This is a genomic window from Phyllobacterium sp. YR620, assembly GCF_900104165.1.
In the GTDB taxonomy this organism is placed as follows: Bacteria; Pseudomonadota; Alphaproteobacteria; order Rhizobiales; family Rhizobiaceae; genus Phyllobacterium; species Phyllobacterium pellucidum.
On record NZ_FNJP01000002.1, the window covers coordinates 799,576 to 815,329 of the forward strand.

Consider the following 15,754-nt stretch of genomic DNA (forward strand, 5'->3'; position numbering starts at 1 on the left):
AGACTTCGATTTTATCGACGGAAAAGGCGGCTTTCGGGCCGCTTTTTTTGTTTTGACGCAAGGCTAACAAAATTTGGCCGAAGTCACATTGCTCGTGTTAGATAGGGCGGCCGCAATCATGGCGGTGTTTCAATTCCCATATCAGGGGCGGTAAAAGGAATGAACAAAGGACTTAAGAGAATGGTTCTGGCACTGACGGTTATGCCATTTCTGGCAACCGGCGTCGGCCACGCCATGGATTTGAGCGGTGGATTTTTTCCGCCTGCGCCAAAGGCGGAGATTGCACCCAGCAAAGCTCCCGTCATCCTGGCCCAGGCAGGCGATCCGCGGGTGAGCCAGCTCGAGGAGCAGATCAGGCAGCTCACCGGCAAGGTTGAGGAACTGAACTTCCAGATCCTGCAAATGCAGGAGCAGATGCGCAAAGTACAGGAAGACAACGAGTTCCGCTTCCAGGAGCTGGAAAAGGGCAAGCGGTCGGACGCTGGCGGCAAGAGCGATCGCACGGTCGCATCCGCGCCATCGCCGCGAACAACAACGGGGGAGGCATCGTCGGATGCCTCTGCCTCTTCCGGTTCGTCGCGGGCCGCGCCCCAGACCACCGATTCCGCTGCTATTGATCCCCAGGTCGATTTGTCCGGCTCCGAGCAACTCGGCGCGTCGCCGCGCGACCTCGGGCAGATCGAATTTGACGCCAATGGCAACGTGATCGGTGGAAATGCCAGCGATAATCCGCCGGCCGACAACACGACGGTTGCTGCCTTGCCGCAAACCGACGATCCCAAGGTGCTTTACAACCAGGCCTATCAGCTGTTCCTTTCCGGCGACTACAAGAGCGCGGAACTTGCCTTCCGCGATCATGTCGACCGGTTCCCCAAGGATCCGGCCGACCCCGATGCCCGTTACTGGCTCGGCGAGTCGCTTTACGGGCAGGGCCGCTACCAGGATGCGGCCTCGGTGTTCCTCGACAATCACAAGCAATATCCGGATTCGAAGAAGAGCCCGGAGAACCTGCTGAAGCTCGGCATGACTCTCGCCAAGATGCGCGATCATGACGTCGCCTGCGCCACCTTTTCCTCTGTCGCAACGCGCTATCCGAATATTACGCCGGCGATCAAGGAGCGCGTGAAGAGTGAGCGTGCCGCCAACAAGTGCTGAGACAGGGCTCGATCCGGAACGTATTTTTGGTTCTGTCCATTTCGAGGGACTGACCTCGGTCATCGTCGCCGTCTCCGGCGGCAGCGACTCTCTAGGGCTTCTCCATCTCCTTGTAGAATTGTGCGCTTCCCGGCCGCAGTTTCCAGCCGTTTTTGCCGTTACCGTCGATCATTGCCTTCGCCCGGAAGCCGCCGAAGAAGCGCGCTATGTGGCAACGCTGTGCGCAGAACTCGGCGTCGAGCACCGGACTCTTGCCTGGGATGAGCCCAAGCCACAGACCGCACTCTCGGCATCGGCGCGCGACGCCCGATATCGCCTTCTTCGCCAGGCGGCCCGGGAGGCGGGTACGGACCTGATCCTGACGGGACACACGCAGGACGACCAGATCGAGACCTATGCGATGCGGCGCTTGCGAACGAATGGCGAAGGCAACGACAGGGGCCTTGCCGGAATGGCGCCGGCTACATTGTTCGAACGCGAAATCTGGCTGCTGCGGCCCCTGCTCGGGATAACCCGCGAGGCGCTCCGCGCCTATTTGCGGTCGCGCAGCATCGCTTGGCGCGATGATCCATCCAACGAAGACCCAAAGTATGAACGCGTGCGCATCCGCAAGGCGCTGCGCGATGAGGAGCGCGCGGTTATACTCGCGAATATTGCGATAAAGACCGAGCAGCGCATGGCGCATAATATCGGCGCCGGCGGGCTCTTGCAGAAAAGCGTCACGGTGCACGACGGCACGCTTGCCGAAATCGAAAGATCGGCTTTTGCCGGCGATAGGGATGACCTACGCCTTGCCGTTGGCGTCCTTCTCGCGGCGATGGGTGGCTTATCGATGCTGCCGGCGGCAGAGCTTTGTAACAGGGCAATCCAGCATATTGAGGGAAATGGGACGTTCCGGCGCGTATCGCTCGGCCGCTGCGTGATTGAGGTCAAGCGAGACAGGGCTTTCATCTATCGCGAACTGCGGTCCCTGCCTGAAATCAGCGTTGGGGCTGGCGAAACCGCTATCTGGGACGGGCGCTATCGGCTCACCAACTGGACGAAAAATCCGGTCGAGATCGTACCAGTCGGGAATGGGAATACAGGATCGATCGGAGAAGAACGATCCACCAACATTCATCCCGGTGCCCTGAAATCCTCGCCTGCAATTGTAAACGAAGGCGAGATAACCAGCGTAATTTGCCGCGACGATCACGCTAAGTTGCCTGCCGGCATCGCTCTCGCGCGGCACCTTTCCCTGTTCGACCATATCCTTTCAGGCTATGATATCAGCTTGGCCAGAGTACTTGCCGAACTGTTTTCCCTACGGCCTTATAAGAGTTTGCCTGTAAACCAGATTAACAAGAATTGACCTCAGTTTGACTGCCAGCCTTGGCAAGGCCACGCTTCGAACCTATGTTACGTTAAAATTCCGCATCATTGCGGTTGTGATTGATGGGACCCGATATGAATCCTAACTACAGGAACTTCGCTCTGTGGGCGATTATCGCCTTGCTGCTGATCGCGTTGTTCAACCTTTTTCAAAGCCCCACCTCGCGCTCGGCATCGAGTGATGTTCCCTATTCGCAGTTCATTACCGACGTGAATAGCGGCCGCGTGAAATCCGTTACGATTTCCGGTAACCGCATCACCGGCACCTACTCGGACAATGGTTCAACCTTCCAGACCTATTCGCCCGGCGACGCCGGACTTGTCGGCCGTCTCGAAAGCAAGAATGTCCAGATCGCCGCGCGTCCGGAGACCGATGGGTCCACTTCGCTTGTCGGCATGCTGATTTCCTGGCTGCCCATGATACTTATCCTCGGCGTGTGGATTTTCTTCATGCGCCAGATGCAGGGTGGATCGCGTGGCGCCATGGGCTTTGGCAAGTCCAAGGCCAAGCTTTTGACCGAGGCACATGGGCGGGTGACTTTTCAGGACGTCGCCGGCGTTGATGAGGCCAAGGAAGATCTGGAAGAGATCGTCGAATTCCTGCGCGACGCGCAGAAATTCCAGCGGCTCGGCGGGCGCATCCCGCGCGGCGTGCTGCTGGTAGGCCCTCCCGGCACAGGTAAGACATTGCTGGCCCGCGCCATTGCCGGCGAAGCCAACGTGCCGTTCTTTACCATCTCCGGTTCCGACTTCGTTGAAATGTTCGTCGGTGTCGGCGCGTCCCGTGTCCGTGACATGTTCGAACAGGCGAAGAAGAATGCCCCTTGCATCATCTTCATCGACGAAATCGACGCGGTCGGTCGCCATCGTGGCGCTGGTCTCGGCGGCGGCAATGACGAGCGCGAGCAGACGCTCAACCAGTTGCTGGTCGAGATGGACGGCTTCGAAGCCAATGAGGGTGTTATTCTGATCGCCGCAACCAACCGTCCCGACGTGCTCGATCCTGCGCTGCTGCGTCCGGGCCGTTTCGACCGCCAGGTCGTTGTTCCCAATCCGGACGTCACCGGCCGCGAAAAGATCCTGAAGGTGCATGCGCGCAACGTGCCGCTCGCACCCAATGTCGACCTCAAGATTCTTGCTCGCGGCACCCCCGGCTTCTCCGGCGCCGATTTGATGAATCTCGTCAACGAAGCTGCCCTGATGGCCGCCCGCCGCAACAAGCGCCTTGTCACCATGCTCGAGTTCGAGGATGCGAAGGACAAGATCATGATGGGCGCGGAGCGCCGCTCGACCGCGATGACGCAGGCCGAGAAGGAACTGACCGCCTATCACGAGGCCGGCCACGCCATTGTCGCACTCAACGTCGAAGTGGCCGATCCGCTGCACAAGGCAACGATCATTCCGCGCGGCCGTGCGCTCGGCATGGTCATGCAGTTGCCGGAAGCCGATCGCTACTCGATGAGCTACAAGTGGATGATCTCACGCCTTGCCATCATGATGGGCGGGCGCATCGCCGAAGAACTCAAGTTCGGCAAGGAGAACATCACCTCCGGCGCTTCCTCGGACATCGAACAGGCCACCAAGCTTGCTCGCGCCATGGTCACCCGCTGGGGCTTCTCCGACAAGCTCGGGCAGGTCGCCTATGGCGAGAACCAGGAAGAAGTGTTCCTCGGCCATTCCGTCGCCCGCACGCAGAACGTTTCGGAAGAAACGGCGCAACTGATCGATGCGGAAGTTCGCAAGCTCATCGACGATGCCTATAATCACGCGCGTTCCATCCTGACCAAGAAGAAGAAGGAATGGATCGCCATCGCCGAAGGCCTTCTCGAATATGAGACGCTGACGGGCGAGGAAATCAAGGCATTGATGGCCGGCGGCAAGCCCGCCCGCGACCTTGGCGACGATACGCCGCCTTCGCGTGGATCGGCTGTTCCGAAGGCCGGATCGGCCAAGAAGCCCCGCAAGGGCGATGAGCCCGACAAGGGTCTTGAGCCCCAGCCACAATCCTGATGGTGGATGCAACTTCTACAAACGGCCGGTGAAAACCGGCCGTTTGTACGAATTGTTCATGCATTGGCTCTAAGTATAATCGCTACACAAATTGTGAGATGCGGAATAGAAGGTCTTTTGCAATAAGCTTCACAAGACCAAGGTCAGGCACACGAGGCTGCATTCCTGTCATTCCGGATATCAGACAGCCCTAGATTCGGATAACCAGCATGGCGCGCAAATATTTCGGCACGGATGGCATTCGCGGACAGGCAAACGCCTATCCCATGACCCCCGACATCGCAATGAAAGTCGGCATGGCCGTCGGCCTTACGTTCAAGCGCGGCGAACACCGCAACCGCGTCGTTATCGGCAAGGATACGCGGCTTTCAGGGTACATGATCGAGAACGCCCTTGTCGCCGGCTTCACCTCGACCGGGATGGATGTATTCCTGCTCGGCCCGATTCCGACACCCGCTGTTGCAATGCTCTGCCGCTCGCTCCGCGCCGATATCGGCGTGATGATCTCGGCTTCGCATAACCCCTATTTCGACAATGGCATCAAGCTGTTCGGACCGGACGGCTTCAAGCTTTCCGACGAGATCGAACTGCAGATCGAACGTCTGATGGACGAGAACCTGTCGGATCGCCTGTCGAGTTTCGACAATCTCGGACGCGCCAAGCGTGTCGATGGCGACATCTACCGCTACATCGAATTTGCCAAGCGCACGACGCCGAAGAATATCTCGCTTTCGGGCCTCAGGATCGTCGTCGACTGTGCCAATGGCGCGGCCTACAAGGTCGCTCCGGCCGCCCTCTGGGAACTCGGTGCGGAAGTGATCACAATCAACGACAAGCCGAACGGCACCAACATTAATGAAGACTGCGGTTCCACACATCCGCTCGGCCTGATCAAAAAGGTGCACGAGGTGCGGGCCGATATCGGTATCGCGCTCGATGGCGATGCCGACCGCGTGCTGATCGTCGATGAAAATGGCGCCATCATCGACGGCGACCAGCTGATGGCGGTCATCGCACAATCGTGGCAGGAGACGGACAGGCTCGTCGGCGGCGGCGTCGTTGCAACCGTGATGTCCAATCTCGGGCTCGAACGCTTCTTGATGGACCGGGGACTGACCCTTGCCCGCACGCAGGTTGGAGACCGCTACGTGGTCGAGCACATGCGTAACCATGGCTTCAACGTCGGCGGCGAGCAGTCCGGTCACATCGTTTTGTCCGATTTCTCAACAACGGGCGACGGCCTGGTCTCGGCCTTGCAGATACTCGCTGTCGTGCAGGAACAGGGACGTCCGGTCAGCGAGGTTTGCCGCAAGTTCGACCCCGTGCCGCAGCTCTTGAAAAATGTGCGCACCACCGGCGGCAAGCCGCTTGAAAACAAGAACGTGAAAAGCGCGATCGACGAAGCGCGCGATCGTCTCGGCACGGCCGGCCGCCTTGTGATCCGCCCGTCCGGCACCGAACCGCTGATCCGTGTCATGGCGGAGGGCGACGACCGCAAGCTGGTCGAGTCGGTGGTCAACGACATCATTTCCGTGATTTCGTCTTCGGCGGCCTAGCCGGCCGCAATCCATTAACAAATCATAACGAAGACGGGCCCCATTCGGGCCCGTTTTGTTGTTAAGGGTTTCATTCTACTCAAATCTGTATTCTGTTAACCTTAATAGACATGGTGAACAAACACGGTTAAGCGGGACTTAACCTTTTACGCCCATATTTCCCTCACAACCATCTGTGGCAATCGCCGCGCTTTCCAACCATGGGGCTTTGTGAGGAATAGGGTAATGAGCACATTCAACAAATTTGCTGCCATGGGCGCAGCTATTATGAGCCTGGGCGCGGCACCGGCCCTCGCGGCGGACATGATCCAGGATCCGGTGGTGGAAGTGGCGCCTTTCGGCGGTTGGTATCTGCGCGGCGACATCGGCATGAGCAACCAGCAGTTCGATCATCTCGACTATGTCGGGTTTGCTGATCCCGCCTATCATACTTTTTTCAATGATGGCGACTTCGATGCCGGCATGACGGCGCAGATCGGTATCGGCTACCAGTTCAACGACTGGCTCCGGGCCGACGTGACCGGGCAATATCGTGGCAAGACGGATTTCAGTGCGCTGGACTTCTACGATATCGATGGCGACCTCACCACGACGGATGACGCGGCCACAAATGAATACCATGCCAAGAAGTCGGAATGGCTGTTCCTCGCCAATGCCTATGCCGACCTTGGCACCTATGCCGGAATCACGCCTTATGTAGGTGCCGGTATCGGCGCGTCGCGCAATACGATTTCGGGCTTCACCGATAACAACATCATCACCGGGGGCGGCGGGTATGCCGGCAGTGCCTCGCAGTGGGAGCTCGCCTGGGCGCTGCATGCCGGTGTCGGCATCAAGGCGACCGATCGCATGACGATCGATATCGGCTACAGCTATGTCGATCTCGGCGACGGCAAGACCGACAATGCCTTTAACTACATCAACTCGCTGACCCGCGAAAATCCTGAACCCTTCAAGTTCAAGGATATTACCTCCCACGACTTCAAGGTCGGCGTTCGTTACGCTTTCTGATTGAGTGAGCCATCGAACTGCAACGGCAGGTGCCCGCACCTGCCGTTTTCGTTTGGAGTTCGCCAGAAATTCATGTCGCAGCCAAACATATTTCTTGACTGCCAGCGACATTTCTCCTAGGTCCCGGAGTGGGCCACCTCTCCCCAACGAGAGGCGTGCTATCTGTGAGGATAGGAGAAAACATGACTACGCTTGTAAAGCCGGCCCAGCGCCCGGCTAATCCCAATTTTTCATCAGGTCCCTGTGCTAAACGTCCCGGATGGTCGCTTGCTGCGCTTTCCGATGCAGCGCTTGGCCGTTCGCATCGCGCCAAGGTGGGCAAGACCAAGCTGAAGCAGGCCATCGACCTCACCCGTGAAATTCTGCAGGTTCCTGCCGATTACCGCATCGGCATCGTTCCGGCCTCCGATACGGGCGCCGTCGAAATGGCGCTCTGGTCGCTGCTGGGCGAACGCGGCGTCGACATGGTCGCATGGGAAAGCTTCGGCGCCGGCTGGGTGACCGATGTCGTGAAACAGCTGAAGCTCGCCGATGCCCGCACGATCGAAGCCGGCTACGGCGAACTGCCAGACCTTTCCAAGATCGATTTCGACCGCGACGTGGTCTTTACCTGGAACGGCACAACGTCCGGCGTGCGCGTTCCGAGCGGCGACTTCATCCCTGGGGACCGCAAGGGCCTCACCATCTGCGATGCAACCTCGGCCGCATTCGCACAGCGCCTTGATTTCGCCAAGCTCGATGTCGTCACCTTCTCCTGGCAGAAGGTTCTCGGCGGCGAGGGTGCACACGGCATGCTCATCCTCAGCCCGCGCGCGGTCGAGCGGCTTTTGACCTATAAACCTGCTTGGCCCCTGCCGAAGATTTTCCGCCTCACCTCCGGCGGCAAGCTCATCGAAGGGATTTTCTCCGGCGAGACGATCAACACGCCCTCGATGCTCTGCGTCGAGGATTACCTCGATGCGTTGAACTGGGCGAAGTCGGTGGGAAGCCTCGATGGACTCGTTGCCCGCGCCGACAGGAACTTCGCGGCGATCGACGCCTTTGTCGAACGTACGCCATGGCTTGCCAATCTGGCAAAAGATCCGGCAACCCGGTCGAACACTTCCGTTTGCCTGACCATCGTCGATCCCGATATCACCGCGCTTGACGCCGACGCTCAGGCCAGCTTTGCCAAGAACCTCGTCGCTGCCCTCGAAAAGGAAGCGGTCGCCTACGATATCGGCGCCTATCGCGATGCTCCGTCGGGTCTGCGCATCTGGGCCGGCGCCACTGTCGAGACGGCTGACCTCGAAGCCTTGATGCTGTGGCTGGATTGGGCGTTCGAAGCCCAGAAGGCCGAACTGAAGAAGGCCGCCTAGGTCTCCAGGCTAAAGCCGGCCGCAGCATTGCGGCCGCCTCTCCCATTTATCCGATTTCAACGATGGAGGCCATGATGGCACCGCGCGTACTCGTATCCGACAAACTCTCCCCCACCGCCGTCCAGATCTTCAAGGATCACGGCGTCGAAGTCGATTACTTGCCGGATCTCGGCAAAGACAAGGACAAGCTGCTTGAGGTCATCGGCCAATATGATGGCCTTGCCATCCGCTCGGCGACGAAGGTCACCGAGAAGCTGATTAGCGCAGCGAAGAACCTCAAGGTCATTGGCCGCGCCGGTATCGGCGTCGACAATGTCGATATCCCGGCGGCTTCTCGCCGCGGTATCATCGTCATGAATACGCCCTTCGGCAATTCGATCACCACGGCTGAGCACGCCGTTGCATTGATGTTCGCCGTCGCGCGCGAATTGCCTGAAGCCGATGCTTCAACGCGCGCCGGCAAGTGGGAAAAGAACCGTTTCATGGGTGTCGAGATCACCGGCAAGACGCTCGGTGTTATCGGCTGCGGCAATATCGGCTCGATCGTCGCTACGCGTGGCGTCGGTCTCAAGATGCATGTCATCGCCTTCGATCCGTTCCTTTCCGAGGGGAGGGCGGAGGAACTCGGCGTTGAGAAGGTCGAACTCGACGAGCTTTTGACCCGTGCCGATTTCATCAGCCTGCATACGCCGATGACCGACAAGACGCGCGGCATCATCAACGCCGACGCGATCGCCAAGATGAAGGACGGTGTGCGCATCATCAACTGTGCCCGCGGCGGTCTCATCGTCGAGAAGGACCTCGTTGCCGCACTCAAATCCGGCAAGGTCGCCGGCGCCGGCATTGACGTCTTCGAAGTCGAGCCTGCCACCGATAACGAGCTGTTCCATCTGCCGAACGTCGTGTGCACACCGCACCTCGGCGCATCGACCAGCGAAGCGCAGGAAAACGTCGCCCTGCAGGTCGCGGAGCAAATGTCGGATTACCTGATCAAGGGTGCGGTTTCCAACGCGATCAACATGCCCTCGATCACCGCGGAAGAAGCGCCGCGCCTCAAGCCCTTCGTCAAGCTTGCCGAAGTGCTGGGTGCTTTCGTCGGCCAGGTCACGGAAGAGCCGATCGAGGAAGTCGAAGTGCTGTTCGATGGAGCGACGGCGGCGATGAATACGCGGGCATTGCTTAGCGCGACGCTCGCCGGTCTCATCCGCCCGCAGGTTGCCGATGTGAACATGGTTTCCGCGCCGATCATGGTGAAGGAACGCGGTATCATCGTTTCCGAGATCCGTCGTGACAAATCCGGCGTGTTCGACGGGTATATCAAACTGACTGTGAAGTCGGCGTCGATGACGCGCTCGATCGCCGGCACCTGCTTCTCCGATGGCAAGCCGCGCTTCATCCAGATCAAGGGGATCAACCTCGACGCGGAAGTCGGGCAGCATATGCTCTATACGACCAACAACGATACGCCGGGCATGATCGGCCTGCTTGGTACGATCTGCGGCAACAACAAGGTCAACATCGCCAACTTCGCGCTAGGGCGCGATGCGCCCGGCGGCAATGCCATTGCCATGCTCTATCTCGACGAGCGCATCCCGGACAATGTCCTTGAGGAACTACGGGTCAACAAGGCAATTGTTTCGGCCAAACCGCTGGAATTCAACATTGCTTGATTGTACGGATGTCGGTCATGGCATCCGAACACAGCGATCTCCGTTGGCGTTTGATGGAAGCGGGCGACCTCGCTTCCATCAATGCCATGGCCGAAGTCATCCACCCGGATTTCCCGGAGGATGACAGCGTTTTTCGTGAGCGCATGCGGCTTTACGGCAATGGCTGTTTTGTGCTCGAATCGCGGGGCGGCGCTCTTCACGGCTACGCGGTCACCCACCCGTGGCAAATTTATGCGATGCCTGCGCTCAACAGCCTGCTCGTCGAATTACCCACCCAACCTTCCACCTACTACCTGCACGATATCGCCCTCATGCCGACGGCCCGCGGTAGCGGCGCGGCGGCCCGCATTGTTGCCGTTCTTGCCGAGCAGGCCAGGCGGGAAGACCTTGCCAATATGTCTCTGGTCTCGGTCAACAACTCGGTTGGATTCTGGGAAAAGCAGGGCTTCAAGACAGAAAACCTGCCAGAGCTTGAAGAAAAGCTCAAAACCTATTCGGAGGACGCACGTTTCATGGTCCGCCAGCTTCGCTGATCGCGGCATGCTTGCGTCCGCTGAGTTCGGCGATCCAGATGCCGCCAAGCACGAGCACAAGTGCGACGCCGTGGTAAGGGTGGAACTCCTCGCCGAGCAAGGCTACCGCGAGAAGCGTCCCGAAGATCGGGACCGCATTGATGAAGAGGCCGGCGCGGTTGGCCCCGATATATTCGACGCCCTTGAGGAAAAGCACCTGTGCGGCAAGTGACGGCAAGATAGCGGTATAGAGGACGACCATGGCGCCGGTCGTGTCCGGTGGCATCAGCGCGCCGCGCTGCCATTCCCAGAGCGTGAACGGGATCGCGGTCAGAAACGCGAAGAAGGTCATTGCCGTCATCAGGCTCTGCCAGTTGATGGCGGGCCGGAACCGCAGCGCCACCGTGTAACCGCTATAGAGCAGGACTGCGAGGATCATCAGCGCGTCGCCGAAATTGACTTCAAGCCGGGCCAGTTGGCTGAAGCTGCCGTGCCCCGCGGTCAGCGCTACGCCAACGAGGGAAAGGCTGAAGCCGATGATCTGCCCGGCGCGAACGGGCGTGCCGAACAGCAGGAGATTTGCAACGAAGATCACCATCGGTATGCCGGCCTGCTCGATCGTGACGTTGATCGCGGACGTATAGTTGAGCGCGCTGTAGAGCGCCATGTTGAAGAAGGTGAAGCCGAAAGCGCCGAGGGCGGCGAGCAACCACAAATGTTTGCGCAGCATTGTCCAGTCGCGCTGCACTTGTCTGACGCTGATGGCGGCGATGATCAAAAAGGCGAGCAGCCAGCGCAAAAGCGTGAGCAGCATCGGCGAGATATGGCCGACTGCAAACTTGCCGGCCACAGCATTGCCGCCCCAAAAAAGCGCGGTTAGCAGCAGAAATATGTAGGCGGTACGATTCATGTTTTGCAATCTATTCGGGGTGGTTGCGAAACCACTATCTGGATGCAACGGCAGGGATGTTTATTGCCAGGATAAAGGTAAATAGGTTGCGTGATAGCCGAAAGAATTGTCGCGCTTTTATGAACCAGCCTGTATAGAAGCACCGCATTTGAAGAAAAATGCACGACGAGGTTATGACTCGAGGAGTTTTGAATGGCAAATGTTGTTGTGATCGGTTCCCAATGGGGCGATGAGGGCAAGGGAAAGATCGTTGATTGGCTTTCCGAACGGGCAGATATCATCGTTCGCTTTCAGGGCGGTCACAATGCAGGTCATACGCTGGTCGTCGATGGCGTCACCTATAAGCTGTCACTCCTGCCCTCCGGCGTCGTGCGTCCCGGCAAGCTGTCGATCATCGGCAACGGCGTCGTTTTCGATCCGCATGCCTTCATCGCCGAGAAGAAGAAACTCGAGGCCCAGGGCGTTGTCATTACCCCGGATACGTTGAAAATCGCCGAAAATACGACCCTGATCCTGTCGATCCATGGCGAACTTGACCGGCGGCGGGAAGCTTCGAACGCGGGCACCAAGATCGGCACCACCGGCCGCGGCATTGGTCCAGCCTATGAGGACAAGGTGGGACGCCGCGCCATTCATGTTCTCGACCTTGCCGATCCGGACACGCTGCCGGCAAAGATCGAACGCCTGCTTGCGCACCACAATCCGCTTCGCCGTGGTCTCGGCATCGAAGAAGTCGATGCGGCAAAGCTTCTCGCTGAACTCAACGACGCCGCACCGCACATCCTGCCCTTCATGGACCGTGTGTGGTATGTGCTCGACCAGAAGAAGCGAGCCGGCGAGCGTATCCTTTTCGAGGGCGCGCAAGGCACGCTCCTCGACATAGACCATGGCACCTATCCGTTTGTTACCTCATCCAACACCGTTGCCGGGCAGGCTTCCGCGGGTTCCGGCATTGGCCCTGGCTCCCTGCATTATGTGCTTGGCATCACCAAGGCCTATACGACGCGCGTCGGCGAGGGGCCCTTCCCGACAGAACAGCAGAATGAAGTCGGGCAGTTCCTCGGCGAGCGCGGCCACGAGTTCGGGACGGTTACCGGACGCAAGCGCCGTTGCGGCTGGTTCGACGCGGTGTTGGTGCGCCAGGCGGTTGCCAATAACGGCATCAGCGGGATCGCGCTCACAAAGCTCGATGTCCTTGATGGACTCGAGGAGATCAAGGTTTGCACCGGCTACGAACTCGACGGCGAAGTAATCGATTATCTTCCGGCGGGGCAGGGTCAGCAGGCGCGCGTCAAGCCCGTCTACGAGACGCTCGAAGGCTGGAAGGGAACCACGGCCGGCGCACGGAGCTGGAGCGAGCTTCCGGCGCAGGCAGTCAAGTACGTGCGCTATATCGAGGAATTGATCGGCGCGCCGATCGCTTTGCTGTCCACCAGCCCCGAACGCGACGACACGATACTTGTTACCGATCCGTTTCATGACTAGACTCGGATTGTCCTAGAATCTCACAGCAAAACCATAGGTTTGGGTGAATGGCAGACTTCGTTGCAGTATTGAGGAAGACAATTGACGGGATCGCGGACCCAACGCCCGAACTTCGTCAACGTGTATATGCAAAAGCTCGTGCAACGATTGAGCAGAAGCTTGCGGCGCTGAATGCGCCGGAAGCCGCGGCGGCGCGCCAGATAAGTGCGCTCGAAGACGCTATCGCCGAGGTAGAGTCTGATTTCACGCCGGCCATCGAGGATGCGCTGCCACCGCCGGTGGAAGCAAAGCCGGTCGCCCCGCCACCATCATCGACGCCGCCGCATTTCAAGTTTACGCCCATTATGGATCCGGAACCGGAGCCTGAAATCAAAGCGCCGGAGCCCCTGCCTGCGCCGCCGGAGCCTCCGAAGCCCGCGCCCAGCGTGACGCCGGGCTTCACAAAGATAGGTTCGCAGCCTGATGCGCTTGAAGATTTTCTGACAAGTCACGGCGCCGGCATCAACAAGCGGAGCGAGCCTGAGGACGAAAGGCTTCCTGACGAAGATGTATTGGCAGAATCCGCGACCGGGTTTGCCGCAGGCAATAAATCTGGCCGAGGCCCGGAAGAAGAAGACGAAAACGATCTGACGGTCGCCGCGGAAGATCGCGGGGCGGGCGATTATGGCGTGTACACGCGCGGCCCCCTGAAGCGCTCGGCGCCGAAGAAGTCGCTGGTGCCGCTCCTTGCCATTCTTGGCCTTCTGCTGGTCATTGCCGGTGGCGGCTATGCAGGATGGGTCTACAAGGACAAGCTCTCCGAACAAGCTTCAGCGGCCAAGACCTGGCTTGCCAGCCTGACCAGTTCCAAGACCGAACCGCAAGCGCCCGCAGAAACCGCCAACAATGCGCCGGCCACGACACCCGCTGAGCCAGCTGCGCCTGCACCGACGCCGCAAGCCACTGCGCCGGCCGCAACGCCGGAGAGCACCGAGCCCAAACCCGAGCCGAAGCTGACGCAGCGCCTGATGCCGGATGGGCAGGAGGTCAATCCCGGCCCGGCCAACGACAAGCCTTCGCTCGGTGAGGGAACGTCCGTTGCAGCATCGACACCGGACCAATCGGCAAAGCCGGCTGCACCCCCGGCCGAACAGCAGGCCGCGGGCCAGACACAGCAACCGGCCGCCCTGCCGATCGGACAGAAAGCCTTCTTCTATGAGGAACGCTCCGGTCAGGAAGCCGGAACCGCCGACGCTGGCGCAGTCGTCTGGTCGGTGGTGCAGGAATCCCCCGGCAACGACCTGCCGCCGGAACCTGCGATCAAGGCTGAGGTCACCATTCCTGGCCGAGGCATAAACCTGCGCATGATCATTCGGCGCAATGGCGACAAGACCTTGCCCGCGAGCCATCTGGTCGAGATGATCTTTACGGTTCCTGAGGGCTTCCCCGGCGGGTCGATCGAAAATGTCTCGCGAATGACCTTCAAGGATACGGAACAGGCGCCGGGCAGCCCGCTCGTCGCTATACCGGCGAAGATCGCGGACAATTTCTTCATCATTGCGATGAACGACGCCAAGACGGCGGTCGATACCAACATGGCACTGATGGGCCGCCAATCGTGGATCGATATTCCGATTGCCTACAAGACCGGACGCCGGGCGCTGATCACGCTCGAAAAGGGCCTGCCCGGCGAGAAGGTTTTCAACGATGTCCTGAAATCCTGGGCAGACAAGGCCGGAGGTTAGGATTACGCGTGATGATATGAAAAAGGCCGCTTGAAGCGGCCTTTTTTGCATTCAGCTCGGGGAGACTAGTGGCTGTCACTCATCGAGACGAGCGCCTTCTGCTGCTTGATGGCGGCTGCTTTGACGGCATCCTGCACCTTTTCGAAAGCGCGGACCTCGATCTGGCGTACACGTTCGCGGCTGATGCCGAACTCGGTCGACAGATCCTCGAGCGTAACGGGATCATCTGCAAGGCGCCGCGCCTGGAAGATACGGCGCTCGCGATCATTGAGCGACGACATCGCACCAGACAGCATTTCGCGCCGGCTCTCGAGTTCGTCCTGCTCGATCAGCATATCCTCGGCACTGTCGTGGTCGTCGACCAGCCAGTCCTGCCAGTCGCCGCCAGCTTCACCGTCGGCCGAGCGGATCGGCGCATTGAGCGAAGCATCGCCGGAAAGGCGTCGGTTCATCGAAATGACCTCGTCTTCCGATACGCTTAGCCGCGTTGCGATCTCCTTGACCTGTTCCGGGTTCAAATCGCCATCGTCGAGCGCCTGAATCTTGCTCTTCACCTTGCGCAGGTTGAAGAACAGGCGCTTCTGGTTGGCGGTCGTGCCCATCTTGACCAGGCTCCACGAGCGCAGGACATATTCCTGGATCGAGGCCTTGATCCACCACATCGCATAGGTTGCAAGGCGGAAACCGCGCTCCGGTTCGAAACGCTTCACAGCCTGCATCAGGCCGACATTGCCTTCGGAAATGACTTCACCGATCGGCAGGCCATAGCCGCGATAACCCATCGCAATCTTGGCGACGAGACGCAGATGGCTGGTAACGAGCTTGTGTGCCGCCTTCGGATCGGAATGCTCAAGATACCGCTTGGCGAGCATGTACTCTTCTTGCGGTTCGAGCATCGGAAAGCGTCGGATTTCTTCAAGGTAGCGGGTCAGTCCACCATCCCCGCCGAGAACACTAGGAAGATTTTGGGCCACAGGGCACCCTCCTCATTT

At 59.4% G+C, this 15,754-nt stretch carries 12 protein-coding genes; 10 read left to right on the forward strand and 2 right to left on the reverse strand.

Translation table 11 applies throughout. From position 1 onward, the window contains the following. Positions 1-180 precede the first annotated feature (180 nt). From ybgF to BLR72_RS10760, 8 genes are all read left to right on the forward strand, one after another. A complete protein-coding gene (gene ybgF / locus BLR72_RS10725; RefSeq protein WP_244506671.1) occupies positions 181-1,155 on the forward strand; it encodes a tol-pal system protein YbgF in 975 nt (324 codons plus the stop codon). Beyond that, on the forward strand, positions 1,130-2,506 hold the full coding sequence (tilS, locus tag BLR72_RS10730) for a tRNA lysidine(34) synthetase TilS (protein ID WP_091948131.1): 1,377 nt from the start codon (positions 1,130-1,132) through the stop codon (positions 2,504-2,506). Before ybgF ends, tilS begins: the two co-directional genes overlap by 26 nt. A 95-nt stretch (positions 2,507-2,601) precedes the next feature. After that, a complete protein-coding gene (gene ftsH / locus BLR72_RS10735) occupies positions 2,602-4,536 on the forward strand; it encodes an ATP-dependent zinc metalloprotease FtsH (protein ID WP_027231269.1) in 1,935 nt (644 codons plus the stop codon). 209 nt (positions 4,537-4,745) lie between these two features. Continuing rightward, positions 4,746-6,092: a phosphoglucosamine mutase gene (glmM, locus tag BLR72_RS10740; RefSeq protein WP_091948134.1), complete on the forward strand. Its 1,347-nt coding sequence runs from the start codon at positions 4,746-4,748 to the stop codon at positions 6,090-6,092. A gap of 225 nt (positions 6,093-6,317) precedes the next feature. After that, positions 6,318-7,103 carry an outer membrane protein gene (locus BLR72_RS10745; RefSeq protein ID WP_081815817.1) on the forward strand — a complete coding sequence of 262 codons (786 nt, stop codon included), beginning with the start codon at positions 6,318-6,320 and terminating at the stop codon, positions 7,101-7,103. 182 nt (positions 7,104-7,285) lie between these two features. Next, complete coding sequence (locus BLR72_RS10750) at positions 7,286-8,461, forward strand: phosphoserine transaminase (protein ID WP_091948138.1); 1,176 nt, start codon at positions 7,286-7,288, stop codon at positions 8,459-8,461. Positions 8,462-8,535: 74 nt separating this feature from the next. After that, a complete protein-coding gene (serA, locus tag BLR72_RS10755) occupies positions 8,536-10,131 on the forward strand; it encodes a phosphoglycerate dehydrogenase (protein WP_027231273.1) in 1,596 nt (531 codons plus the stop codon). Between the two features lie 17 nt (positions 10,132-10,148). Further along, positions 10,149-10,664 carry a GNAT family N-acetyltransferase gene (locus tag BLR72_RS10760; protein WP_091948652.1) on the forward strand — a complete coding sequence of 172 codons (516 nt, stop codon included), beginning with the start codon at positions 10,149-10,151 and terminating at the stop codon, positions 10,662-10,664. Here BLR72_RS10760 and BLR72_RS10765 read toward each other — a convergent pair. Then, positions 10,642-11,553, reverse strand: a complete 912-nt coding sequence (locus tag BLR72_RS10765; RefSeq protein WP_091948141.1) for a DMT family transporter — start codon at positions 11,551-11,553, stop codon at positions 10,642-10,644. The two genes, BLR72_RS10760 and BLR72_RS10765, sit on opposite strands and share 23 nt — an antisense overlap. A 192-nt stretch (positions 11,554-11,745) precedes the next feature. On the opposite strand from BLR72_RS10765, the gene BLR72_RS10770 reads away from it, so the two are divergent. Both BLR72_RS10770 and BLR72_RS22880 read left to right on the forward strand, forming a co-directional pair. Beyond that, on the forward strand, positions 11,746-13,038 hold the full coding sequence (locus tag BLR72_RS10770) for an adenylosuccinate synthase (protein WP_091948143.1): 1,293 nt from the start codon (positions 11,746-11,748) through the stop codon (positions 13,036-13,038). 47 nt (positions 13,039-13,085) lie between these two features. Further along, positions 13,086-14,762 carry a hypothetical protein gene (locus BLR72_RS22880; RefSeq protein WP_091948146.1) on the forward strand — a complete coding sequence of 559 codons (1,677 nt, stop codon included), beginning with the start codon at positions 13,086-13,088 and terminating at the stop codon, positions 14,760-14,762. A 65-nt stretch (positions 14,763-14,827) separates the two neighbouring features. Here BLR72_RS22880 and rpoH read toward each other — a convergent pair whose 3' ends face one another. After that, the gene (gene rpoH / locus BLR72_RS10780) at positions 14,828-15,736 is read right to left on the reverse strand and encodes an RNA polymerase sigma factor RpoH (RefSeq protein WP_091948149.1); all 909 of its coding nucleotides are present in this window, start codon (positions 15,734-15,736) and stop codon (positions 14,828-14,830) included. Between the last annotated feature and the right edge of the window lie 18 nt (positions 15,737-15,754).

What these genes read in the sequence shown, in the direction of transcription:
- BLR72_RS10745 (WP_081815817.1), top strand. Translation starts at nt 6,318, where the DNA reads ATGAGCACATTCAACAAATTTGCTGCCATGGGCGCAGCTATTATGAGC.
- BLR72_RS10760 (WP_091948652.1), top strand. Translation starts at nt 10,149, where the DNA reads ATGGCATCCGAACACAGCGATCTCCGTTGGCGTTTGATGGAAGCGGGC.
- BLR72_RS10770 (WP_091948143.1), top strand. Translation starts at nt 11,746, where the DNA reads ATGGCAAATGTTGTTGTGATCGGTTCCCAATGGGGCGATGAGGGCAAG.
- ybgF (WP_244506671.1), top strand. Translation starts at nt 181, where the DNA reads ATGGTTCTGGCACTGACGGTTATGCCATTTCTGGCAACCGGCGTCGGC.
- BLR72_RS10750 (WP_091948138.1), top strand. Translation starts at nt 7,286, where the DNA reads ATGACTACGCTTGTAAAGCCGGCCCAGCGCCCGGCTAATCCCAATTTT.
- serA (WP_027231273.1), top strand. Translation starts at nt 8,536, where the DNA reads ATGGCACCGCGCGTACTCGTATCCGACAAACTCTCCCCCACCGCCGTC.
- glmM (WP_091948134.1), top strand. Translation starts at nt 4,746, where the DNA reads ATGGCGCGCAAATATTTCGGCACGGATGGCATTCGCGGACAGGCAAAC.
- BLR72_RS10765 (WP_091948141.1), bottom strand. Translation starts at nt 11,553, where the DNA reads ATGAATCGTACCGCCTACATATTTCTGCTGCTAACCGCGCTTTTTTGG.
- ftsH (WP_027231269.1), top strand. Translation starts at nt 2,602, where the DNA reads ATGAATCCTAACTACAGGAACTTCGCTCTGTGGGCGATTATCGCCTTG.
- BLR72_RS22880 (WP_091948146.1), top strand. Translation starts at nt 13,086, where the DNA reads ATGGCAGACTTCGTTGCAGTATTGAGGAAGACAATTGACGGGATCGCG.